Here is a 25,430-nt window from a genome sequence, read left to right as displayed (position 1 = left end):
TTTGGTCTATAGAAAGGAGAGTCAAAATGGAACTTCTTCAACTAAAATATTTTCAGATAGTCGCACGATTAGAACATATGACAAAAGCGGCTGAAGAATTACATATCGCACAACCTTCTCTCAGCAAAACAATCGCTAGATTAGAAAAGGACTTAGGCGTCCCGTTATTTGATCGCCAAGGTCGACAGATTACATTAAACTCTTTTGGAAAAGTATTTTTAAAACGCGTAGAGCGTATTTTTCATGAATTAAGTGAAGGTGAACGAGAAATTAAAGATTTAGCTGAATTACAACAAAGCTCTATTACACTGGCGGTTTCTATTCCGAGAATATTACCAGAACTACTCGGTTCTTTTCTACTAGAGCATCCTAACGTTCGATTCCAACAGTTTCTCGCATCTACTCCTTCTATGAAACGACAACTAGATAATATAGAAATTGACTTTTGCATTTCTTCTGTACCAATTGAAGGCGAGGAAATTATGTGGGAACCACTTATTACAGAAGAAATTTTCTTAGTCGTCCCTTCAGGTCATCGTTTATCAGGACGGAAAAGTATCCATCTGCATGAGGTAAAGGATGAACCATTTATTAGTATGAACACTGGTTACGGATTTCGGCACTTAACGGATGAATTTTGCAGGGAAGCTGGTTTCACTCCACATATCGCTTTTGAAGTAGATGAACCAACCGTGATTAGCGACCTTATTAAGCAAGGCCTAGGCATCGCCTTTGTCCCAAGTTTAACTTTATTAAAAAACTCTACTTTAGCATTAAATAAGTTACGTATTATTGAACCAAATTGCGAGCGAACTATCGGCTTAAGTTGGTCGAAGAAACGCTACTTATCGAAAACTGCTCAGCAATTCCGTAAGTTTGTGATTGAGTACTTCTCTAATATTAAGGTGTAAAATTATATCAACAAATAACGACACAAATAGAAGGTGCCACCCCAAAAGGGGATAACACCTTCTATTTTTTATTCTTCTCCAATTCTATTTCCGCTAAAAGTGGCAATACGTTATCAAAAATATGCGTATTATTATTTTCACCTGTTACGTATCCACCGTAATATCTACTAAATACATTGTGGTTTCGGAATGTGACCATATGATCATATAATTCCTTTGCAAACTTTGTATCACCTGTTTGTAGTACGTACAAGATCGTTAGTCCGTAAGCGGCTGGCGATTCATAATTCACAGTTTGTTTTCCCGTTTCTAAATTGTAACGACCGTATAGCTTTCCATCCTTCTGGAATTTCTTCTTTATAAATTCTAAATAAGCATCTGATGAAAGGCCACCTAAACTTCGATGATACGCAACGTATGATTGGTCAATAAGATTCACTTCTTTATCGTACGTAAATGTACCATCTTCTTTATACTCTTTTGGGAATGCCCAGCCATGCCTTGGATAATCTGCTAAAAATTGAACAACTTCCTGATATTGCTGAGCAGAAACTTTGCCGTACTTCTTCATATACGAGAATGCGTGCGGATTTAAGTATGATGTAGTTGCAAAATTATTTTGTTTCCCTGCATCTGCATCATAATAATCAACGTAATAATTATCTTTCTTATTATAACGAATTACAGCATCACTCAATTGATCTGCCAGGTTTTTATAACGCTCTTCCTTATACATTTCATAAGCACGATATAATTGTTCTATAATACGAAGATCATCTATAAGTGCGTTTGTAGCTGACTGCATTTCTCCCTTTTCAGAGATTTTCCATATAACAATGTGATCCTTATGTACAAAACTATTTTGAATAACTTTAACTTGTTCATCGAATAACGCTTGATCGTCTTTATCCAATGTATATTGTAGCCATAGTCCTGCTGATTCCGATAAAGCTTCACGGCCTTTCGCTTCACCCTTACCTGCCTTTGTATCCGCTAAACGATATGTGGCAAGCGTCCCATTTTCATTCACCATATGTCTTAAAATAAAATGTTCTGTACGGTTTCCTTGTATAGCCGCCCAAAATACAATGCCACCTAAAGCGATTAAGAGAATAACTCCAATCCCTATGTATAAACGTTTCCGCAATCTTCTCACCTCCCCATTAAGACTAACCTTAATTTTACCAGAACATACATGAATGTAAAAAAGACAATCTATTAGATTGTCTCCCGTTCCTCTATCCCTCACAAGCCTCTTTAGAAGGTCTATATAGCGATGCTACAAGTCGATCATATTCACGACGCGTAATCTCTTTATTATACAGCTTCAATAATAAATCTCTATGCTCTTTTGAAAATGCCATCTTTTTAATGACTTCAGGATACATAAAACATCCTCTCCATTTCACATAAACTTCTTCACCTCTAAAATCAGAACTTATGTTCGCATAAAAGATTATAAAATATTCCTTACTAAAAAACAAACAAAATATTATTAAATATTAACTTCTTTCTATTTAGAATATTCAAACATTATATTACCATATCCACTTTTTAAATACATATATATTTTTGGTAGTTTTTTTGAATAAATCTTCCAATTCAATCAGAAAATAATGGCAAAAAAGAAGAGGAGTTTACATATGGATACGGTAACATTAGCAAGAGCGTTTTTTGGTTCTTCATTAGCATTCCACATTATCTTTGCAACACTTGGTGTGGGACTTTCATTGATGATTTTTATAAGTGAAATACTCTATCACTGGAAGAAAGATTCCGATTATGCCATTATGGCGAAAAGATGGACGAAAGCGTTTGCCATCCTTCTCGGTGTAGCAATTCCAACTGGAACAATTGTTGGTGTGCAAATCTCACTTCTTTGGCCTGGTTTTGCCAAAATTGTTGGACAGGTTATTTCTGTTCCCTTTCAAATTGAGATTTTCGCTTTCTTTTTAGAGGCTTTGTTTATGTCCATTTATGTATATGCAGCTGACAAACTACCTCCATTCATGAGATTAATCTCACTATTCTTCGTCATGATTGGTGCCACGGCATCTGCCGTGCTTATTACATCAGCAAATACATGGATGAATACACCCGCAGGATTTTCAATGGGACCAGATGGATCCGTTTTTAACGTTGATCCGTGGAAATCTTTCTTTAATCCGAGTTTTGGCACAAGCGCATTCCACGTTGTGATTACAGCCTATACAACTGGAGCTGCCGTCATTGCCTCTATCGCTGGATTTAAATTATTAAAGAAGAATTTAAGTAAACATGAAGTGGCATATCATAAAAAGGGACTACTGTTAGGACTCGTCGTGACATTTATTACAGGTGCTACGATGTGGCTTTCAGGACACGAATCAGCGATTGCCTTACATAAGCATTCCCCTGAAAAACTTGCATCTGCTGAAGCTTTATTTGAAACGACATCACATGCACCGTTATCAATTGGTGGAGTTGTAGATCCTAACACACTTGAGCTAAACTACGCACTAGAAATTCCGAACATGCTTAGCCTATTAGTGGGACTCGATCCTAGCACCGTCGTAAAAGGACTCAAGGAATTCCCACAAGAAACATGGCCACCATTTTATACACATACACTATTCAACTTAATGGTCGGCACCGCTGCTTTTACTTTTGCAGTTGCAGCAATTGCCCTCTTATATTGGTACTTTGTTTACCGAAAAAAAGGAACAGAATTACCGAAGTGGCTTCTTTGGGGAGCTGCTGCATGTGGACCAATTATGATGCTCGGTATTGAATTCGGGTGGATTTTCAGCTGTAGTGGTCGTCAACCTTGGACCATTTATGGTATGCAACGGACAGTCGATGCTTCTACACGCGCTGATTTTGTCGGTCCTTTATTTATTCTATTCATCATTTTGTATATTGGACTCGGTATTTTAACGGTTTTTGTACTACGGACATTCTTTAAGAAACATCCGCTTACAAATGATTTACATCACGAAGGAGGCGATTCTCGTGCATGAGGAAAGTATTGCAATCATCATCTTATGGGCTCTTATTTTCGTATACAGTATATTAGGGTCCATCGATTTTGGAGCAGGTTTTTGGGGCATGGTATACGCAAAACATCCCACTCTCGCTGCCAAGCTTGCCAATCGATACTTATCACCAACCTGGGAAGTAACAAATACATTTCTCGTATTTGTCGTTGTCGCTTTTCTCGGCTTCTTTCCGAAAGCTGCTTTCACCCTTGCTACAGTGATGTTCGTGCCAGTTATGTTAATTTTAATACTCATTGCAATTCGTAGTACGTTCATGGTATTTGCCTACTCTCTGCCAAAGTATCAATTCCTCCTTCGGGTGATTTCAGGTATTACTGGGCTCTTAATTCCAGCCTTATTAATTACCGTTTTACCCGTTACAGAGGGAGCTTATATTACAATGTCTGAAGGAAAAGAAGTACTTCTGTATGGAAAACTTCTTTCTAGCCCGGTTATCTACTGCTATATGCTCTTCGGACTAACTTCGGAACTATTTCTCTCCTCTCTCTTTCTTGCTGATTTTGCGAGAGAGCAAGGTTCAGAAGATTCGTATAGAATTTATAGAAGAAACGCCATTATCCTTGGTCCTGCAACACTCGTTACGGCGATTATCGCCCTCGTTGTAATGGATCCGGAAACACACTGGCTTATGCAAGGACTCATAAAGCAATTCCCATGGTTTACAGTTTCTATCGTTTTATTCGTTATCGGGTACTCTTCTCTTTGGTGGACAAACAAGAAGTATGGCACACTAGGATACCCTCGCATCGCCGTTTTAGCAGTCGTCGCTCAATATGCATTTGCAAGTTACGCTTACGGTGTCGCGCATTTACCTTATATTATTTATCCTGATGTAACTGTATTTACAAGTTTTACAACGACAGAAACATTCTATGCATTGCTTATTCTATACGCAATTGGAATCGCAATTTTACTACCAGGATTTATTTTCTTCTGGAATTTATTCTTGAAGGATCGAACTTTTTTGAAGGAAAAATAATATAGTTGGGAGTCTGTTCCAAAAGGCATTTTGGAACAGACTCCTTTTTTCATGTTTTGTCGATAAGTCGATATATTTTAAAAATCGCTGATATATTTTGCGTTGTGCCAATATATCTCCATAATCGCCCATATAAATTTCATTTACTATCTTACTGCCCCCCAATTTATAGACGCCTCTCACAATAGTTATTTCACTATTCGTGACACTTGTCCTTTCGCTTGAAAAACACATATTCACTTTATTCCATTATATGTCTAGTTCTTCCTATTTTTTGTTGAATATACTATCAATATAAACTTGAGACAAGCTACATTTGTTCAAGGGAAAATAGAAAGGTAGGCAAAATATGAGCATTGAAATATGGATTACTATTATTGTATTCTTCTTAACGATGATTGTTATCTTTTGGCGACCCCGTGGTTTAAATGAGGCGTGGCCGGCAGCAATTGGCGCTGGCATTATCTTGATTACTGGACTTGTATCAAGACCAGACGTCATGGACATTATTAGTAAAATTGGCGGTGCCTCTATAACAATATTAGCGACCATCGTTATGGCGGTTATATTAGAAAGTTTCGGCTTCTTCCACTGGTCCGCAGCGAAACTTGCAAATTTAGCAAAAGGATCTGGTCGCCGTTTATACTGGTATATTCAGTTATTATGTTTTCTTATGACTCTTTTATTTAATAACGACGGTAGTATTTTAATTACAACTCCAATTTTAATTCTTCTTCTAAAAAACCTTCAATTAAAACCGCATCAACAAATCCCTTATTTATTAAGCGGTGCTTTAATCGCCACTGCCTCTAGTGCACCAATTGGTGTAAGCAATATCGTAAACTTAATCGCATTAAATATTGTGAATATGACTCTTTATATGCACACAGCTATGATGTTTGTACCTGCAACATTAGGACTACTGTTTATGTCATGGCTTATGTATACAGTTTTAAAGAAAAAGCTACCAGAAAAATTACCTGTTTCTTCATATGATATCGAAGAAATTTTCTTCACGAAAAACTTCCATCCGTTAAAAGGAAAAAATTCCGTTGATACGAAACAAAAACGCACAAAATTCATGTTAAAAGTATTAGGCTTCGTCTTCCTTATGCGTTGTCTTCTATTCGTTGCATCCTTCTTATCGATTCCAATCGAAATTGTTGCTGTACTCGGTTCACTCGTTCTTCTCATCTGGAGATGGTACTACTTACGAACAAACCCAGTCGATATTTTGAAAAAGACACCGTGGCACATTTTAATTTTCGCATTCTCTATGTACGTCATTATTTACGGGCTTCACAACGCAGGATTAACAGCGGCGCTTGTAAATTGGCTTGAACCAGTTGTAAGTCAACATCTACTCTATGCTAGCTTTGCAATGGGTGGACTCGTCTCCCTCCTCTCTAACGTCTTCAATAACCATCCTGCACTTATGATTGGTACAATCACATTAACAGAAATGGGACTAGACCCAGTCACATTAAAAACTATCTACCTCGCAAACATTATTGGTAGTGACATCGGTTCACTATTATTACCAATTGGTACACTAGCTTCCCTCATTTGGATGTATATCCTGAAACAAAACAAAATTAAAGTAAAATGGAAAGACTATTTAAGTGTATCCCTTATCGTTATTCCTCTCACAACAGTCGTCACATTATTCCTCTTATACTACTGGGTACACCTCTTCTTCGCCTTATAAACGACAGAAGCCCGCTTTGCTACCGTCTTAGCAAAGCGGGCTTCTTCTATATTTAAGTTAGGTACTACAGTGTGATCAATCAAGTAAAGAGGTGTAACGTGTTATTGGTATAAATGACTACCAGTGTCTTTAAATTCTTTCGCTTTCTCTTTCATCCCTTTTTCAATTGCTTCTGTCGTTTCTAAATCATTTTCTTTCGCATATTCACGAATATCATGTGAAATTCTCATACTACAAAACTTCGGTCCACACATGGAGCAGAAATGAGCTGTTTTCGCGCCTTCTGCTGGCAATGTTTCATCGTGATACTCCATCGCACGTTCAGGATCTAAAGATAAATTAAATTGATCGCGCCAACGGAATTCAAAGCGAGCTTTTGAAAGTGCATCATCACGCTGATGAGCCGTTTTGTGCCCTTTCGCAAGATCAGCCGCATGTGCAGCGATTTTGTACGTAATAACTCCCTCGCGAACATCATCTTTATTCGGTAAACCTAAATGTTCTTTCGGCGTTACATAACAAAGCATCGCTGTTCCAAACCAGCCAATCATCGCAGCTCCAATTGCGGATGTAATATGGTCATAACCCGGTGCAATATCTGTCGTTAACGGCCCAAGTGTATAGAACGGCGCGCCCTGACAAATATCAAGTTCTTTCTCCATATTCTCTTTAATTAAATGCATCGGTACATGCCCAGGTCCTTCGATCATCACTTGCACATCATGTTTCCAAGCAATCTTCGTTAATTCACCAAGCGTTTCAAGCTCAGAAAACTGTGCTTCGTCATTTGCATCTGCAATCGAACCTGGACGTAATCCATCTCCAAGAGAGAATGAAACATCGTACTGCTTCATAATTTCACAAATCTCTTCAAAATGAGTGTATAAGAAGTTTTCTTTATGATGGAATAAACACCACTGTGCCATAATTGAACCACCACGTGAAACGATACCTGTCGTACGCTTTGCAGTAATCGGAATGTAACGAAGTAATACGCCCGCGTGAATCGTAAAGTAATCAACGCCTTGCTCCGCTTGCTCAATTAACGTATCACGATACACTTCCCACGTTAAATCTTCTGCAATTCCGTTTACTTTTTCCAGCGCTTGATAGATTGGTACAGTCCCAACTGGTACAGGTGCGTTACGAATAATCCACTCACGCGTCGTATGAATATTTTTACCTGTAGATAAATCCATAATTGTATCCGCACCCCAGCGCGTTGCCCACGTCATCTTCTCTACTTCTTCTGCAATAGAAGAAGATACAGCAGAGTTTCCGATATTTGCATTGACCTTCACGTGGAAATTACGTCCGATAATCATCGGCTCTGCTTCCGGATGGTTAATATTCGCTGGTAAAATAGCACGGCCTTCTGCGATTTCCTTACGAACAAACTCAGGCTCTACTCCTTCACGAATCGCAACATATTCCATCTCAGATGTAATGATGCCATTACGCGCATAATGCATTTGCGTAACGTTTGCCCCTTGCTTCGCTCTAAGTGGTTGGCGATCCATTTGCGGAAAAACAGGTGTATGTTTCGAAGCCACTTTCACACCGTCATCCTCTGGTTTCACTTCGCGCCCTTCGTATGCTTCTACATCTCCGCGCTCCAGGATCCAAGAATGGCGCGGCGTTGGAATTCCCTTTTCCAGCTCCACTTTATACGCAGGATCTGTATAAGGACCGCTCGTATCATATACACGTATTGGCGGATTCGGAATGCCGTTCGTTTCACTTTGTTCAATCTCGCGCATCGGCACTTTCATACCCGCGCGTGGTCCATCCACATACACTTTCTTACTTCCTGGTAAACTCGATTTCAATTCAATTTGCTCAGCTGAAACAGACTGTTTCATAACCTTTGTTGCCCCCCTGTACGTGACAAGGACGAGATATGGCCAGCGTATGCCAAAATAAAAAGAGCCAGGTCCATAAAAAAATAAGGACCTGGCTCATAAAGACATCATTATGTAAAGCCGTTAACTTCCCTACGCTGGTACGAGCCAGATCAGGTCCAAAGGGTTAAGAAGTTCACACGCTTCTCTCTCAGCCTACGCATACGTTAGGCACCCCTAGTTTATCACTGATTTAATTTTCAATACTTTCCCATCATACACGATAATCTGAAAAATGCAAAGTTTATTTCTTTTGTTGTTTATGGAATCATCCACGTTAAATAATATGCCTGTACATACGTCATAATACCAACAATAATAACGAAGAATAAACTATGCTTCACTGTAAAGCGGAATAAATCTGATTCCTTTCCAGCAAGTCCAACTGCCGCACAAGCGATTGCAATCGATTGCGGAGAAATCATCTTTCCTGTTACACCGCCCGTTGTATTTGCTGCAACGAGAAGTACTTCAGATACACCGACTTGCTGCGCTGTAATCGCTTGTAAATTCGAGAACAGTGCATTCGCTGATGTATCAGACCCTGTTAAGAATACACCGATCCAGCCTAGGAATGGTGAGAAGAACGGGAATAGTCCGCCAGTTCCTGCAAGTGCTAATGCTAATGTAGAAGATAGACCAGAATAGTTTGCGATAAATGCGAATCCTAATACGAATCCGATAGATAGAATTGGCATCTTAAGCTCATTTAGCGTTTCTTTAAATGTTACTACTGCATCTTTTGCACTCATTTTCAAAATAAAGATAGAAATGATACAAGCAATTAAAATTGCTGTTCCCGTCGCTGATAAAATATCTAATTTCAAGATTGCTTCATAAGGCGTCGGTTTATTTACAATTGGCTCTGCTTTCATTACTAGATTGTGTAAGCCTGGAACTTCAAACTTAAACACAAGGCTTTCCAAAGCACCACCTGGAGCAAATAACGCTTTAAAGAAACTTTGGCTCCAAATGACTACCATCACAGTTAAAATAATGAATGGAGACCATGCTTTTACTACTTTTCCTACTGTTAGTTTCGGCATAGATGTTGCTGTCGTTGTCACAGCTACTTCACTATTTGCTTCTTTAGACTGATAGATTTCTTTCGGCTGCCAAACTTTTAAGAATAGCGATAAACTCACTAAACTTACAAGTGCTGACGTAATATCCGGAAGTTCTGGTCCTAAGAACGTCGCTGTAATAAACTGCGTAATTGCAAATGAGCTACCCGCTACAAATAGAGCTGGCCATGTTTGTTTTACTCCTTTAAATCCATCCATTAAAAATACGATAAAGAACGGAACAAATAATGATAAGAACGGTAATTGATGTCCAGCCATTTGTCCAATTTTATGTGGATCAATACCTGTTACTTGTCCAGCAACTGTAATCGGAATTCCCATCGCTCCGAACGCTACTGGTGCAGTATTTGCGATTAAACAAAGACCTGCCGCATATAAAGGATTTAAGCCAAGACCTGCAAGAAGCGCTGCCGTAATTGCTACTGGTGCACCAAATCCTGCTGCCCCTTCCAAAAATGCTCCAAATGAAAAACCGATTAAAATAACGAGTAAACGATGGTCATTTGTAATGGATAATACAGATGCACGAATGACATCGAATTGACCTGTTTTTACAGATATTTTATATAAAAATACCGACATAATGATAATCCAAGCAATCGGCCATAGTCCGTATAAGAAACCATATCCAGTCGCTGCCATTGCCATCGTGAACGGCATCTTATAAGCGAATAACGCCACTAAAATTGTAAGTACAACTGTAATAAATCCTGCCACATACCCCTTCATGCGGAAAACTGCTAAAGCTAAGAAAAAAAAGATAATCGGAATAAGTGCGACCGCTGCCGAAATCCAAATGTTTCCGAACGGATCATAAACTTGTGTCCATGTGTTCATTGTTCTCTCCCCCTAAAGAATCCCCTTTTAAATAGAATAACCTCGTCAATAGACTATCAGGTCATCATACCTTTAAGTCTAAAAATAAAAAACGCCTAAGAAAACGTTTTCATTAATTCTATCACAACAATTTCCATTTCAAAAGATTTTTTTGAAAATTTTATTATTTACTATAGAAATCTTACAAAAACGTCACGTTCTTGTAATGTTCATCGATAGGAAGCTCGCTACATTTCCTGCATAATAAAGGTATAACAACGGACATTATTTATGAGGTGATATATATGAACGGAAACAAAATATTAGCAGCTTTATCATACTTTAGTGTATTATTTGCCCCTATCTTATTCCCTATTATTGTGTGGATTGTGGGCGATTCTGAAACAAAACCACACGCAAAACGCGCTCTATGGACACACATCATTCCAAGCATCGCGTCATTTATTGGATTAATTATTCTAGGAATTATGGGTATCGGATCTGATCAACCAGACGTAACACTTGGAATTGGAGCAATGATTGTCTTATGTATTTGCGGCATTATTAGCTTATACTACTTCATTTGGAACATCGTAAAAGGTATTAAAATACTGAAAGCTTAATTTTAAACAAACGTTTGATTAAAACAGCATGCATAATAAATAAAAGGTTATCGACGATACAACAACTTTTTAATAAGAAAAAACCGTCCCAAAATACCTTTTGGGACGGTTTTTTTATCTTCTGCGTTTCTTCTTTTTTCTCATCATTTTCTTGCGGCGCGTATTCACTTTATCCGCTATAATGTGAAGCGTACTCGCTACGACAATTCCCATTACGAACGTTATAATTTCAACCTCATGTTTCTTCGCAATTTCTATTAAATTCCCGTCAAGCGCGATTATATTTAATAGGAATAAAAACGGAGAAAATACAATTAACATGTATGCAATACGAATCACATCACCAAGTATAATTGTATGTGTAAAGAAGGAGCGATGCGGCATTACCTTTTTATACGGATACCAAAATATACGTAAGAATCCCCATTTATTATACGCATTACTATACGTATCTAAATCCGGCGTTAAAAATGTAGTACCTACTAAAAAGCCAATTGCAAAAGTTAATAAAAAATCAAAGCTTGTTAATCCATACGAAAAGAGCATAAACAAAACAACCGGAAGGGATATTAAGTTTATTTTCGTATGCGTTCTTCCTGATGGCATAATGCACTTCCTCGCTTACGTTCGCCCTGTCACCATATGACAGTTCTCACCTATTGATCTAATTTCTGATCGATAAAGGATGTGTCTATATCCGAACCAAACCATTCTGCCAACTTCACTCGTGCCTTATCTTTCACATCTTCATTGACGTATATCGACGCTTGTAATAGCGCAGCCATTAACGCCCCTAAATCATCCGTATAACCAATTCCAGCAATGAAATCCGGAATCGCATCAATCGGTGCAATAAAATAAGCAAGTGCTCCAATTACAATAATTTTCACTCGTTTTGGAACATCCGGTTTCTGCAAAACGTAAAACAATAATAAACTTGCATAAATGACCGATTGCCCTGCTTGCTTTGCAACATGTTTCACTTTCTTCCAAAACGCTTCAACTGAAAATTTTTGTTCCATGTAAAAGCCTCCCTATTTTTTTAAAGAAATAAGCTACAATATGTTATCAGTAAAAGTTCATCAAAATTACACATAATCTATCAATGAACTTTCATTGTAACAAACAAACGAAAAAAAGAACAAGTGTTCGTTAATTTTCCCGTACTTTCCTTCATATAATAGGTTTCTAGATAACCGCTTACCCATCGTCATTTCTTATTTCTCAACCTAGAAAATTTTCAATTCCACTTAACATTCTGCTCTACCTTTGTTATATTTTCTAGTTGACGGACATATAAACGAATGTTAAAGTTTTCTCTGGTAGTGACAAATCTCATACAAAAAATGTAAAATGTTATAGTGTTTCTCAGAAATGAATTTTGTTGTATAATACAGAAATGACGTTATACTTATGAGCAGCAAAAGAAACCAAAAGGGTATGCATAGTTATAGTCGTATATGGGTGAATATAGAACCTCTAATTATGGCCAAGAAAACTATGTATTTTTTATTTTAGCATTTTTCGCTCCAAAATCGACCAAGCCTGATAGAGAAAGGGTGGAAATGAATGAAAGAAACCTTGAAATCACAATTTCAAAATGTGCGTTTCACTGTATTCGTAGCTTTAGCCGTATGGTTGAAGACATATATTATTACACGCACAAGCTTTGATTTAAAACTTGAATCTTTCATGCAAGAATTCATTTTATTCCTTAGCCCATTAGCAGCATCATTACTGCTTGTTGGCCTTGCATTATTTGCAAAAGGGAAAAAACGTAACTATATAGCACTTGGAATTAATTTTGTCTTAACAATCATTCTTGTTGGTAACGTAATGTTCTACGGATTCTACAATGACTTCGTTACTTTACCTGTACTAGGACAAACATCTAACTTTGGGAGTTTAGGTTCTAGTGTGAAAGAATTGTTTAACTACAAAATCATCCTTGCATTTGCTGATATTATCGTATTCTTCATTTTATTGAAGAATATGAAGAATTTTGCACCGACAGAACGTGTAGCACGCCCAATGCGTTCCCTATACTTCGTGTCAACAGTTGCTATTTTCTTCGCAAACTTAGGACTGGCAGAAGCCGAACGTCCTGAACTATTAACACGTTCATTCGACCGCGTTATGCTTGTTAAAAACTTAGGTTTATATGTACACCAAGTATACGACCTTGGCTTACAAGCAAAATCAAGTTCACAAAAAGCTTTTGCTGACGGTAGTAAGTTACAGGAAACAGAAAACTATGTAAAAACAACACAAAGCAAACCAGATCCAAATATGTTTGGTACTGCAAAAGGGAAAAACGTAATTGTTGTCTCTCTTGAGTCACTACAAACATTCTTAATTGGTGCAACAGTTAACGGACAAGAAGTTACACCATTCTTAAACCAATTTACGAAAGAAAGTTATTACTTTGATAACTTCTTCCATCAAACTGGGCAAGGAAAAACATCAGATGCTGAATTCTTAGTAGATACTTCCATGTATCCACTAGACCGTGGTGCTGTATTCTTCACACACGGTAATAACGAATATACAGCAACTCCAGAAATTTTACGTGAGCAAGGATACCACACATCAGTATTCCACGCGAACAACGCAACGTTCTGGAACCGTAACATTATGTATCCGGCACTTGGTTATGATCGTTACTACAACGAACTTGACTACAAGATTACGCCAGAAACGAAATTAAATTGGGGATTAAAAGATATCGAATACTTCGATCAATCTATCGATATGTTAAAAGAAGTGAAGCAACCGTTCTATACTCGTTTCCTTACTTTAACAAACCATTACCCATTCACTTATGATGAAAATACGAAATTAATCGATGAATACAATTCTGGTGATGGCGTATTTGACCGTTACATGGTAACTGCTCGCTATTTAGACGAAGCAATGAAACACTTTATTGAGCGTCTAAAAGCAGAAGGTATTTACGACAACTCAGTTATCGTATTCTACGGTGATCACTACGGTATTTCTGAAAACCATAACCGTGCAATGGCACAGTTCTTAGGAAAAGAAGAAATCACTGCATTTGACCATATGAACTTACAAAAAACACCGATGTTTATTCACGTTCCAGGTCAAAAAGAAGGTAAAACAATTTCAAAACCAACTGGTGAAATTGACATTAAACCAACAATTCTAAATTTACTTGGTGTAGATTCTACGAATCAAGTTCAATTTGGTCATGATGTATTCTCACCTGATAATAAAGGATTCGTCGTTCTTCGTGACGGTAGCTTCATTACAGATAAGTACATGTACACGAACAGTACATTCTACGACCGTACTACTGGCGAAGTTGTACAATTACCAAAAGAAGAATCTCAACCACTCATTGATCGTGCCCAAAATGAATTGAACATGTCTGACAAAATCATTGAAGGTGACTTACTTCGCTTCTCTGAAAGTAATAAGACCAAAACTGGTGAAGTAAAGACAGCTATTAAAGAAGAAAAGAAGAGCGCTGAGTAATCTCAGCCTCTTTTTTTTTATATTTCTCCATACAACCACTTATATTCATTAACTTTAACATTACATAACCTTTACCAAATATTCACATAGAATTAATGAACCATCTCTATAATAAAATATGTAAGCAAGGTTCTATATATTTCTTATCTCTCATCTTTAATAAGATCCCTTAAAGAAATATAGGAATCGTTTATTTCTACTTTCTTATAATTGTCTTTCAATGTGTTTTGTTTCCATACACAAAACATTCAATAAGACGATGTCCCTATGAAAGATAGCTACCCTCCTTGTGCAGCATTCCATAAGAATGTTGCTTTTTTTTATCCAAAAGCAGGATTCTTATTTCTTATTTTCGAATTTGTATATACAAAATGCTGTAAATCACTACTACTTCTCTACCATTTACAAATACATATACGTCATATGTAAAGAAGTACTCACATAAAAATTACTATAGTGATTTTTATTTCGAATGAAGGCTTCACTTTACTTATGCACTTACGAAAGGATGGGACAGAAATTGGCATACGAAAAATTTGTACTATGGAATGATGCAGTTATTGATACAACAAAACATCGCGCGTACATAGAACTTGAAGAAAGAGGCTTGCAGTTTGGAGATGGTGTCTACGAGGTTATTCGCCTATATAAAGGGAACTTTCACTTATTAGATCCGCATATCACAAGATTATATCGCTCCATGGAAGAAATAGAATTATCACTCCCTTTCTCAAAAGCAGAACTTATTATCCTACTTTACAAACTAATTGAAAGTAATAATTTCTACGAAGATGGAACGATTTATTTGCAAGTATCTCGTGGTGTACAAGCTCGTACCCACACATTCTCATATGACGTCCCGCCGACAATCTATGCCTATATTACAAAGAAAGAAAGACCCGCGTTATGGATTGAATATGGTGTACGTGCTATATCAGAACCAGATACGCGCTGGCTACGCTGTGATATCAAATCGTTAAATTTATTGCCCAATATATTAGCTGCTACAAAGGCTGAACGCAAAGGTTGTAAAGAGGCTCTTTTCGTACGAAATGGTACTGTAACTGAAGGAAGCTGTTCTAATTTCTTTCTCATAAAAAACGGAACTCTCTACACACATCCAGCCAATCACCTTATTTTAAATGGCATCATTCGTCAATATATCCTTTCTTTAGCGAAAACCCTTCGCATTCCTGTACAAGAAGAACTATTTAGCATTCGCGATGTTTATCAAGCGGATGAATGTTTCTTTACAGGAACGACGATTGAAATTTTGCCGATGACTCACCTTGATGGAACTGCAATTCATGATGGTCAAGTTGGCCCTATCACAAAAGTGCTACAAAGATCCTTTTCTCAAAGCTTGCTACAATCCAACATGTCTTCTTAAACACGAATAATTTCTTTTCTTTCTACACTCAACATATGTATTTAATTGGAAATCAAGGTATAGATTTATGCCTTGATTTTTTCTTGTAATCTTTTTGTCATATTCAGATTCCCGCATAAGTCTTGACAGTAATCGACATGCTCTTTAGAATTTTTAACAGTTGGTAAATATTTCTTCACTACATTACAGACAGAAAGGAATCGACAAATTATGAAAAAATACCTTGCCGGTCTTGCGGCAGTGTCTGTAGCAGGAGGAGCAGCACCTACACTTGATAGTGTTCAAGCTGCCCCTGAACAAAATACACAAAAAGCTGCTACACAAACTGTCCAAGCTTCCGCATCAAACAGCTCATCTTATACGGTAAACACTAGCGTATTACATGTTCGTGCAGGATCTAGTACTTCTCACAACATCATCTCACGCGTGTATAACGGTCAATCTTTAAACGTGGTTGGCGAAGAAAATGGTTGGTTCAAAATTAACATTAATGGACAAACCGGCTTTGTTAGCGGCGAATTTGTATCAAAAAATGGAGCAAGCAATACTAATGTAAATACATCAGGTGGAAACAATAAAGTGACTGCTGATGTATTACGTGTACGTACCGCTCCAAACACTTCTAGTTCTGTTTCAGGACGTGTATATGAAGGACAAACATTAAACGTAATTGGGCAAGAAAATGGTTGGGTGAAAATCAACCATAATGGACAAGTAGGTTATGTAAGTAGCCAATTTGTATCTGGTGCTTCTTCAAATACGGGTTCTTCAAACAACAATACGAATAATAACAACCAAGAATCTGTAAAACCAGCAAGTGGAAACTATACAGTAAATGTATCTTCCCTTCGTGTTCGTACAGGTCCTAGCACTTCTCATACAACTGTAGCTTCTGTTACAAAAGGACAAGTCGTACAAGTTGTTGGCGAAGTTCAAGATTGGTTCAAAATTAATTACGCTGGACAAACTGCTTACGTAAGCAAAGACTACGTAACAAAAGGCGGTTCTATCGACAACGTTACACAAGGAAACAACCAAGATAACAAACAAGAACAAAACAATAATGTAACTGTTCAAACTGGCGGTACTTACGTTGTTAACGCAACATCTCTACGCGTTCGTACAGGCCCTGCTGCTTACCATAGTGTAATTGGTGGCGTGTTAAATGGGACTACATTAAACGTAGTTGGATCTGAAAACGGTTGGTTTAAAGTAAACTATCAAGGAAAAACAGGCTTCGTTAGTAGCGAGTTTGTAAAATTCGTTAAAGGTGGCACTGCTACTCCTGAACAACCGAAACAGCCTGAACAGCCAAAACAACCAGATCAAGGTGCAATTGGTGACTACTACATTAATGCTTCTGCCTTAAACGTACGTAGCGGCGAAGGTACAAATTATAGAATCATAGGCGCACTTCCACAAGGCCAGAAGGTTCAAGTAATCTCTGAAAACTCTGGATGGAGTAAAATTAACTACAACGGTCAAGCTGGTTATATCGGAACACGTTACCTTTCTAAAACACCAGTTGGTGGCGCTGTAGATAATAAACCTAACAACAACCAAAATAACAATCAAAACAATAACAACAATAACAACAATAATACAGGTAATAATAGCGGCGATAGTTCTTCCATACTTGCATATGCAAAAGGAATGCAAGGCGTACCATACGTTTGGGGCGGTACTTCTGCTACTGGTGTTGACTGCAGTGGTTACATCTACCACGTATTTAAGAAATTTGGTCATAATATTAGTCGTCAAAGTGTTGCAGGATATTGGAGCAGCTTACCACAAACTTCAAGTCCACAACCAGGTGACTTAATTTATTTCAAAGACACTTATAAAGCAGGTCCTTCTCATATGGGTATTTACCTTGGAGGCGGATCGTTTATCCAAGCTGGAGATAAAGGTGTAGCAATTGCTTCACTAAGTAACTCTTATTGGAGTAAGCACTTCTTAGGTTATACGAAAGCACCTTAAGTTATATTTTTAGAGCCTTCTAGATTACTAGAAGGCTCTTTTTAGTATATGTCACCTATATCCCCGAAAAAATAATGTATCTATTTCCCTATTTCATACACTATATTCTACAAAAACAACCCATAACGTTATCATAATGTATATTTTCACATAAAAAACATAACCTATTTTATGCCCATTCATTTTATATGTGTTTTTTTAAAGAATTTTCTTTTTATTTAAACTTTTCGTTAGACGTTTGACCTCTGATGTCCATTATGATAAGTTACTTAAGATGTTATATTCGTAAACGTATAGACAACTGGTTTATACACTTTTTTTACTATGAGGAAGGAGCATACACTGCATGAATCTTTTATGGGGAATTGGCGGCGTGATTGGAGTATTAGCAATTGCTTTCTTACTATCTTCCAACCGCAAAGCTATTAATTGGCGCACAATTTTAATCGCGCTAGCATTACAAATGTCATTTTCATTTATCGTATTACGATGGGATGCTGGAAAAGCAGGTTTAAAATACGCTGCAGATGGCGTTCAAGGATTAATTAATTTTTCTTACGAGGGAATTAAGTTCGTTGCTGGGGATTTAGTCAACGCAAAAGGCCCTTGGGGATTTGTTTTCTTCATTCAAGCACTACTTCCAATCGTATTTATTAGTTCATTAGTTGCAATCTTATATCATTTCGGTATTATGCAAAGATTTGTCAGTGTCGTTGGTGGCGCATTAAGTAAACTTCTTGGAACTTCTAAAGCTGAAAGTTTAAACTCTGTAACAACTGTATTTTTAGGACAAACTGAAGCTCCAATCTTAATTAAACCTTACTTAGCACGTTTAACAAATAGTGAATTCTTTACTATTATGGTAAGCGGTATGACAGCTGTTGCCGGATCAGTTCTTGTCGGCTATGCAGCAATGGGTATTCCGTTAGAACACTTATTAGCAGCAGCAATTATGGCAGCTCCATCAAGTTTATTAATTGCGAAACTAATTATGCCTGAGACAGAAAAAGTAGATAACAACGTTGAGCTTTCTACAGAACGTGAAGACGCAAACGTTATTGACGCAGCGGCACGTGGTGCATCTGAAGGTATGCAACTTGTTATTAACGTAGCAGCAATGTTAATGGCCTTCATCGCGTTAATCGCTTTATTAAATGGTCTACTAGGATGGGTTGGTTCTTGGTTCGATATTAAACTTAGTCTTGATTTAATCTTCGGCTACTTACTATCACCATTTGCAATCTTAATCGGGGTTTCTCCAAATGAAGCTATACAAGCAGCAAGCTTTATCGGTCAAAAACTTGCAATCAACGAATTCGTTGCATATGCAAACTTAGGACCACACATGGCAGAGTTCTCTGCAAAAACAAATTTAATTTTAACATTCGCAATCTGTGGATTCGCAAACTTCTCTTCTATTGCAATTCAATTAGGTGTAACAGGAACATTAGCTCCTACTCGCCGTAAACAAATTGCACAGTTAGGGATTAAAGCAGTTATCGCTGGTACATTAGCGAACTTCTTAAATGCAGCAGTTGCAGGTATGATGTTCCTATAAAATGATGTAAAGTCTCCTCTTTCTAAAGGGGGGGCTTTTTATTATGCTCTTTATTTTTTTAGTATATTTTTAATACTTCATAATGAAATATAAAAACATTATGATACAATAATTAGTAAGTCTGTTTATTTTTTCTTGCAAAAGAGGGATACTACTTATAGTTGCTCTGTAAAAATAACCTAGTCATCCGGTCTATTTCTTAATAATTGCGCATACTACAAGTATCCTTGCATGAATTATCTTTAAGGAGGAAAGTTTTGTGAAAGATAACTTCTATAAAGTCCTCTCTATGTGGATTTTACAAATTTTATTTTATTTTACAACTGTACATGTAACGCAATATGAGCATGCTCTCATTTTCACAATTATATATGTAATTGTTAATGTACTATTTCTATTATTGACTGATAAAACCGCATTTGTTCTCTTCATATTAGGAACCATTACTTCGGTATTCTATCTGTTCTACCAAGCTTGGCTTTACTTATGGAGTACATCAGAACAATGGGAATACATTATTACTCACTTCCTAATGGCAGCAAACTTCTTCATCGTATATATCTCAACTCATTTATTAAAGAAGGTTATTCATGAAAATAAAGAATTAACCGAACGTGTGAGGACGTTAGAACAATACATTGGAGAATCAAAATTATTAACAAGACAAGAATTCGAAAGACGACAAGCATTATTAATCACCGCAATGAATCGTCGTAATGAAACAGGCGTTATTATTTACTTTGATTTCAATTCCTTTAGTAAATATACGAAGGAAAGTGTTATGGACCGTGTAGCTTCATTATTAGTTGAAACAATAAGAGATGACTTTGACCTTGCTGCTGAATACGATAATAATAAGCTCGTTATTTTATTACAAAACACAAATGAAGCCGGTGCTGACATTGTAATGAACCGTCTAAAGCCAAAAATGGAGCAATGGCTTGCTGCTGAAGCGATCCAAGATATAAAAATTTCACGCGAGCAAATCGGGAACAAAGGACAGACGTTATTATGATGACACTCGTTATACTGCTTTTATTCCTTCTGTTTTGCGTACTCGTTTTTTGGATTAGCATCACATTTTCGATTAAGTATATACTTATCTTTACAGCCTTTCTATTCTCTGCCTTACTTGTTTATTATTCTTTCTTAACACTCGCAGGCTTAATTCACCGAAATAGTAAACGAAAAGATCGTACGCTAGAACAGTATCCAAGCGTCGATATTTTAATACCTGCCCACAATGAAGGCGTCGTTATTAAAGATACTTTAGAGGCGATGGCGAGGATCGAATATCCAGGCAAACTAACTGTTTATTTATTAAACGATAACTCTCAAGATGAGACACCTGAAATTGGTGACGATTTCGATAAGGCTTATGCTCATATTCGTCACATTCGTGTTCCAGCAGGTGAGCCAAAAGGGAAATCACGTGTATTAAACTATGGTCTTAGTATTTCAGATGGTGAATACTTCTGTGTGTATGATGCAGATAACCAGCCTGAACCACATGCACTGCGAATGCTTGTAGAACACGCTGAAACAACCGAGGATGCTGTTGGAGCTGTTGGTCACGTTCGTACTGTAAATGAAAATAGAAACTGGCTAACACGAATGATTTCGTTGGAATTTCAAATCTTCCAGCTCCTTATGCAATCCGGACGCTGGTTACTATTCCAAACAGGTTCACTAACAGGAACAAACATGCTTCTTCGCCGCTCTGCATTAGAAGAGCTTGGCGGTTATGACCCGTATGCAATTGCAGAAGACGCTGAGTTAACATTACGAATTACACAAAAAGGCTATCTCCTGCCAATCGTTCCAGAATCGATTACATGGGAACAAGAACCTGAGCATTTAAAAATCCTTATTAAACAGCGTACACGTTGGCTCCAAGGGAACTTGTATATTTTAGAAAAAATGTTTTCTTCCTTAAGTTTCTTTAAAGGAAAACTTCTCGTCCATTCCTTACAACAAGTTTTAGTGTATGTTGTATTTTGGCTATTCTTAATCATTTCGAACGTTTGGTTTGTAATTGGGTTACTCGGGATATTCCAAATTCAATATAGCATTCCGCTACTATTTATGTGGTATGTCGCATATATTACATATGTTTCTCAATTATTTAGTGCCCAGAGTGTAGAACGAACCTTTACACCAACTAATATTTTTATTAGTGTTATCATGTACTTTACGTACGCACAACTCTTTACGTACTTATTTATTCGTAGCTTAATTTTATACTTACGTGCAAAGAGCAAAAAACAAGTCATTGGCTGGGATAAAACAGTTCGATTCAAAAAAGATAAATAATAAAAATAAGCACAGAGCGCCGTATGCTCTGTGCTTATTTATTGCCGTATAAATTATATATCAGACAATACCCCTTAGCTGAAAGTAATTTCACGTCCATCCCCCAACGAACGATTGACCTTCATTTATATACGAAAAAGTGATTGCTATTTTTGTAGAACCAATTGCTTCTCTTGCTGTTCTCTGCGCGTTTCAGTCTTAGGTTCCGTGCTTTCTTGGACACTACGATGTGCCACACGTTTCAAACAAATATGCTTCCACTTTCTTTCGTAACGTTTCATTATTCTTGATGTCCCCCTTGAATGCGCTTTAAAACTATTTGAAATCGCTTACAGGAAATAATATAGCACATATACATAAACGTGACAACACATTTCCGACAATTTTTTGTCAAAAATACGAATAGAATTTACAAATTATCGGAATTTGTCGAAATGCACCGATTTTTCTTTATATAAAAGGCATACTACTTATATAGTAAAGTATTTTATTTCCCTGCCTTGCTGTTATAGTTCCTTCTATATAAAAAAGAGCTGATATATAATCAGCTCTTTTTCCTTCTATTATTTATGATGCTTCATACGCCCTTCTTTTTGTAACTCTTTAAATAATGCTGCCATCATAAAGAAAATAACGAAGACGAATGGGAATGCTGCTATGATAGCTGCCGTTTGCAGAGCTTCTAATCCACCAACATATAATAAGGTAGAAGCTATCGACGCTAAAACGATACCCCAAACCATCTTAATGCGGTTTGGTGGATTTAAACTACCATGTGTCGTTAACATCCCTAGAACGAATGTCGCAGAGTCTGCTGATGTAATAAAGAATGTTGCAATAAGTAGAATACCTAATATTGATAACGCTGATCCGTAGCTTCCCATCTGATCAAACATAGCGAACAACCCTACTTCTGTTCCCATCTCTTTCACTTTGTCGAAGATATGAGCATCACCGAACAGCTCCATATGAATACCAGTTCCACCGAAAACAGAGAACCAAAGCGCACCAATTACGGTCGGTACGAGTAACACACCGATAACAAACTCACGAATGGTACGTCCTCGTGAAACACGTGCAATAAACGTACCTACGAATGGTGACCATGCAATCCACCATGCCCAATAGAAAATTGTCCATGACTGAATCCATTGATTTCCTCCTTCATCTAATGGACTTAAACGGAAGCTCATACTTGGCAACTCCTGAATATAAGAACCGATTGTTGAAGTGAAGTAATTCATAATAAAGTTTGTTGGACCCGCAAATAATACAATAATCATAAGTGCAAACGCAAAAATAATGTTCGTATTACTTAAATATTTAATTCCTTTATCAAGGCCTGTTTGCGCAGATAACATAAATAACACGGTTACGATTGCAATAATAACTAACTGCGTCGTTAATGAATTCGGGATAGATGTTAAATAACTAACACCACCTGCAATTTGTTTTGCACCAAGACCTAATGACGTCGCAACACCAAACACAGTTGCGAAAACAGCTAACACATCAAATGAATGAGCAATACGCCCATGTTCCCCGCCTTTAAATAACGGACCTACTGTCGCACTAATCGTACTTGCTTTTCCTTTTCTAAAAGTAAAGTAAGCAATACACAGCGCTACAAATGCATATAGTCCCCACGGATGTAATCCCCAATGGAAAAATGAAAAACGTAGTGCAAGACGCGCACTTTCCTCAGTTGCACCTTCTCCAAATGGAGGTGCGTACAAATGGTTTAACGGCTCGGCAACGCCCCAGAAAACTAAGCCGATACCCATACCAGCGCTAAATAGCATAGCAAACCATGTCATATAACTATAATCAGGTTCATCATCATCTTTACCTAAACGAATAGAACCGTATTTCGAAACAATTAAAAAGATAGACACACCTAATATAATAGAAACAGAAATAATATAGAACCATCCAAACTTACTAACTAATGCAGTTTGAATTGCGGTTGTTACATTTCCTAAGCTACCTTTTCCAATAATAGATTCGGGAATAATCCCCCAAATTGTAAATGCAATACATAATGTTAATGATACGATGAATGTTTTTGTCAGTTTCCTCATCAAATCCCCCTTCGTAGGTTTCACTTTTGTAAATAACATCAATTCCGATATGTAAAATCGGATAGAAAACTATGATTTTTGCGGTGATTTTCTTACTTTCACCTTCACCAATTCGAATTCTTATGGACAGCCTTACCTTCCGTATAATCTTTTTACTCTGCAAGAGCTACAAGATCGAAATACTGCTGTCAAATTGTGCGAGAAAAATGCGGATGGGAATGTGTTTTCCCAAAAAAGGATGTGTTACAGATGTAAAAAAGGGCATTTTTCTTCCTTGCAACCCTTTCTGTTTGTAACAATTATGCGGTTTTTTTGCTAGTATATAGCACGTGTTTATAGTTTCACAAACAAAATGTTTATGTTTATATAACTATATTACCCATAAAACGGTAAAATACTCAAGGAATGTAATCGTTTAGTAAACATCATGTAACACTCCTGTAACATTTTTATTTACGCCGAAAACAATATGTTGCATTAAATATTTTGAATATAAGTAGAAACCTAATAATCATATGGAATGAAAAACGCTTTCCTATATTTTTTGTTATATTACAGGATGTTAACGACTGATTACGAATGGTTTGTAATTGTGTGTTTTCCCGAAATCCGAAAAAATCTGTTGCTATAATGAGGACACGAAAACAAACGCAATGGAGGCTATCATGAAAAAATTAATTGGAATAGCAACAGCAGCAGTTTTTGGTCTTGGGATTTTCACATCATCTGCTAATGCAGAAACTGTTGTAACAACAGACGTACTGAATGTACGCGAAAACCCTACTACGGAATCAAAAGTTGTCGGTAAATTACTAAACGGTAATAAAATAGATGTTCAAAATACAGAGAACGGATGGTCAAAAATCACTTTAGATGGTAAAGACGCATTCGTAAGTACAGAATTTACAAAAAGCATCTACTACGTAACAGCTAACGTATTAAACGTACGTGCTGAAGCGAACACAAACTCAGAAATTCTTGGGACGCTTAAGAAAGACGATATGATCGAAACAACGAACCAAGTACAAAATGAGTGGTTACAATTTGAATATAACGGGAAAACAGCTTATGTTCACGTTCCTTTCTTAACAGGTACAGCACCTGTTATTGAGAAACAAGAACAACCTGCTCCTGCTAAAACTGTAGCACCAGCTAAAGCGCAAGCACCTGCAGCACAAGCAAAACCAGCTGCTAAGCCTGCTGTGAAAGCTGCTGAAACTAGCACACCTTCTGGTGGTCGTGAGTTAACAGTTGTAGCTACAGCATATACAGCTCACCCAAGTGAAAACGGTGGCACATACGGCGGCCGTGTATTAACTGCAATGGGTCATGACTTAACAGCGAACCCAAACATGAAAATGATCGCTGTTGATCCAAAAGTAATCCCATTAGGATCTAAAGTATGGGTTGAAGGTTACGGAGAAGCTATCGCTGGAGATACTGGTGGTGCAATTAAAGGTAACCGTATCGACATCTTACTTGGATCAGATAGTGCTGCTCAAAAATGGGGACGCAAAACTGTTAAAGTGAAAATTTTAAAATAACCAAT

The 25,430-nt window shown here is 37.2% G+C and carries 20 protein-coding genes and 1 riboswitch; of the genes, 12 read left to right on the top strand and 8 right to left on the bottom strand.

The annotated features are described in order from the left end of the window. The first annotated feature begins 26 nt into the window (after positions 1 to 26). On the top strand, positions 27 to 911 hold the full coding sequence (locus PDL00_RS25705) for a LysR family transcriptional regulator (RefSeq protein WP_242254161.1): 885 nt from the start codon (positions 27 to 29) through the stop codon (positions 909 to 911). 61 nt (positions 912 to 972) lie between these two features. On the opposite strand, the gene PDL00_RS25700 is transcribed toward PDL00_RS25705, so the two are convergent. Then, positions 973 to 2,058, bottom strand: coding sequence for a transcriptional regulator (locus PDL00_RS25700; RefSeq protein ID WP_242254163.1), 1,086 nt, complete (start codon positions 2,056 to 2,058; stop codon positions 973 to 975). Positions 2,059 to 2,149: 91 nt separating this feature from the next. Continuing rightward, positions 2,150 to 2,299, bottom strand: a complete 150-nt coding sequence (locus tag PDL00_RS25695; RefSeq protein WP_000283173.1) for a hypothetical protein — start codon at positions 2,297 to 2,299, stop codon at positions 2,150 to 2,152. 255 nt (positions 2,300 to 2,554) lie between these two features. Between PDL00_RS25695 and cydA the strand changes: the two genes are divergently transcribed. The 3 genes from cydA to PDL00_RS25680 all read left to right on the top strand — a co-directional run bounded on the left by cydA (position 2,555) and on the right by PDL00_RS25680 (position 6,636). Beyond that, entirely contained in the window at positions 2,555 to 3,910 is a 1,356-nt protein-coding gene (gene cydA, locus PDL00_RS25690) for a cytochrome ubiquinol oxidase subunit I (RefSeq protein ID WP_270732015.1), read from the top strand. Next, the gene (locus PDL00_RS25685) at positions 3,903 to 4,928 is read left to right on the top strand and encodes a cytochrome d ubiquinol oxidase subunit II (protein WP_000544166.1); all 1,026 of its coding nucleotides are present in this window, start codon (positions 3,903 to 3,905) and stop codon (positions 4,926 to 4,928) included. Before cydA ends, PDL00_RS25685 begins: the two co-directional genes overlap by 8 nt. A 349-nt stretch (positions 4,929 to 5,277) precedes the next feature. Beyond that, the gene (locus tag PDL00_RS25680; protein ID WP_242254167.1) at positions 5,278 to 6,636 is read left to right on the top strand and encodes an arsenic transporter; all 1,359 of its coding nucleotides are present in this window, start codon (positions 5,278 to 5,280) and stop codon (positions 6,634 to 6,636) included. Between the two features lie 101 nt (positions 6,637 to 6,737). Here PDL00_RS25680 and thiC read toward each other — a convergent pair whose 3' ends face one another. Beyond that, the gene (gene thiC / locus PDL00_RS25675; RefSeq protein ID WP_242254169.1) at positions 6,738 to 8,498 is read right to left on the bottom strand and encodes a phosphomethylpyrimidine synthase ThiC; all 1,761 of its coding nucleotides are present in this window, start codon (positions 8,496 to 8,498) and stop codon (positions 6,738 to 6,740) included. Between the two features lie 112 nt (positions 8,499 to 8,610). Continuing rightward, a riboswitch (TPP riboswitch) is annotated at positions 8,611 to 8,726 on the bottom strand. A gap of 71 nt (positions 8,727 to 8,797) precedes the next feature. Further along, entirely contained in the window at positions 8,798 to 10,459 is a 1,662-nt protein-coding gene (lldP, locus tag PDL00_RS25670) for an L-lactate permease (RefSeq protein ID WP_242254171.1), read from the bottom strand. 284 nt (positions 10,460 to 10,743) lie between these two features. Between lldP and PDL00_RS25665 the strand changes: the two genes are divergently transcribed. Further along, positions 10,744 to 11,061: a DUF4870 domain-containing protein gene (locus PDL00_RS25665; protein ID WP_071724711.1), complete on the top strand. Its 318-nt coding sequence runs from the start codon at positions 10,744 to 10,746 to the stop codon at positions 11,059 to 11,061. A gap of 114 nt (positions 11,062 to 11,175) precedes the next feature. On the opposite strand, the gene PDL00_RS25660 is transcribed toward PDL00_RS25665, so the two are convergent. Both PDL00_RS25660 and PDL00_RS25655 read right to left on the bottom strand, forming a co-directional pair. Then, the gene (locus tag PDL00_RS25660; protein WP_242254172.1) at positions 11,176 to 11,667 is read right to left on the bottom strand and encodes a metal-binding protein; all 492 of its coding nucleotides are present in this window, start codon (positions 11,665 to 11,667) and stop codon (positions 11,176 to 11,178) included. Between the two features lie 50 nt (positions 11,668 to 11,717). After that, positions 11,718 to 12,083: a YkvA family protein gene (locus PDL00_RS25655; RefSeq protein ID WP_242254173.1), complete on the bottom strand. Its 366-nt coding sequence runs from the start codon at positions 12,081 to 12,083 to the stop codon at positions 11,718 to 11,720. A 547-nt stretch (positions 12,084 to 12,630) separates the two neighbouring features. On the opposite strand from PDL00_RS25655, the gene PDL00_RS25650 reads away from it, so the two are divergent. The 6 genes from PDL00_RS25650 to PDL00_RS25625 all read left to right on the top strand — a co-directional run bounded on the left by PDL00_RS25650 (position 12,631) and on the right by PDL00_RS25625 (position 21,800). Then, positions 12,631 to 14,559, top strand: coding sequence for an LTA synthase family protein (locus PDL00_RS25650; protein WP_270732012.1), 1,929 nt, complete (start codon positions 12,631 to 12,633; stop codon positions 14,557 to 14,559). 508 nt (positions 14,560 to 15,067) lie between these two features. After that, positions 15,068 to 15,949 (top strand): D-amino-acid transaminase, encoded by an 882-nt coding sequence (locus tag PDL00_RS25645; protein ID WP_242254175.1) that lies wholly within the window; start codon positions 15,068 to 15,070, stop codon positions 15,947 to 15,949. 210 nt (positions 15,950 to 16,159) lie between these two features. Further along, positions 16,160 to 17,929 carry a C40 family peptidase gene (locus PDL00_RS25640; RefSeq protein WP_270732010.1) on the top strand — a complete coding sequence of 590 codons (1,770 nt, stop codon included), beginning with the start codon at positions 16,160 to 16,162 and terminating at the stop codon, positions 17,927 to 17,929. Between the two features lie 346 nt (positions 17,930 to 18,275). Beyond that, complete coding sequence (locus PDL00_RS25635; RefSeq protein WP_088098439.1) at positions 18,276 to 19,487, top strand: NupC/NupG family nucleoside CNT transporter; 1,212 nt, start codon at positions 18,276 to 18,278, stop codon at positions 19,485 to 19,487. A gap of 259 nt (positions 19,488 to 19,746) precedes the next feature. Next, positions 19,747 to 20,502, top strand: a complete 756-nt coding sequence (locus PDL00_RS25630; RefSeq protein WP_242254177.1) for a GGDEF domain-containing protein — start codon at positions 19,747 to 19,749, stop codon at positions 20,500 to 20,502. After that, positions 20,499 to 21,800 carry a glycosyltransferase family 2 protein gene (locus PDL00_RS25625; protein ID WP_270732007.1) on the top strand — a complete coding sequence of 434 codons (1,302 nt, stop codon included), beginning with the start codon at positions 20,499 to 20,501 and terminating at the stop codon, positions 21,798 to 21,800. The genes PDL00_RS25630 and PDL00_RS25625 overlap by 4 nt, the downstream gene beginning before the upstream one ends. Positions 21,801 to 21,946: 146 nt before the next feature. On the opposite strand, the gene PDL00_RS25620 is transcribed toward PDL00_RS25625, so the two are convergent. Together PDL00_RS25620 and opuD are read right to left on the bottom strand one after the other, a co-directional pair. After that, a complete protein-coding gene (locus PDL00_RS25620) occupies positions 21,947 to 22,081 on the bottom strand; it encodes a hypothetical protein (RefSeq protein WP_270732005.1) in 135 nt (44 codons plus the stop codon). Between the two features lie 282 nt (positions 22,082 to 22,363). Then, a complete protein-coding gene (opuD, locus tag PDL00_RS25615) occupies positions 22,364 to 23,881 on the bottom strand; it encodes a glycine betaine transporter OpuD (protein WP_270732002.1) in 1,518 nt (505 codons plus the stop codon). Between the two features lie 665 nt (positions 23,882 to 24,546). On the opposite strand from opuD, the gene PDL00_RS25610 reads away from it, so the two are divergent. Further along, positions 24,547 to 25,425: a cell wall-binding protein EntA gene (locus PDL00_RS25610; protein WP_046955549.1), complete on the top strand. Its 879-nt coding sequence runs from the start codon at positions 24,547 to 24,549 to the stop codon at positions 25,423 to 25,425. Positions 25,426 to 25,430: the final 5 nt, after the last annotated feature.

The organism is Bacillus cereus group sp. TH152-1LC, assembly GCF_027710505.1.
Taxonomy (GTDB): Bacteria; Bacillota; Bacilli; order Bacillales; family Bacillaceae_G; genus Bacillus_A; species Bacillus_A mobilis.
This window is presented reverse-complemented; position numbering and strand designations above follow the sequence as displayed.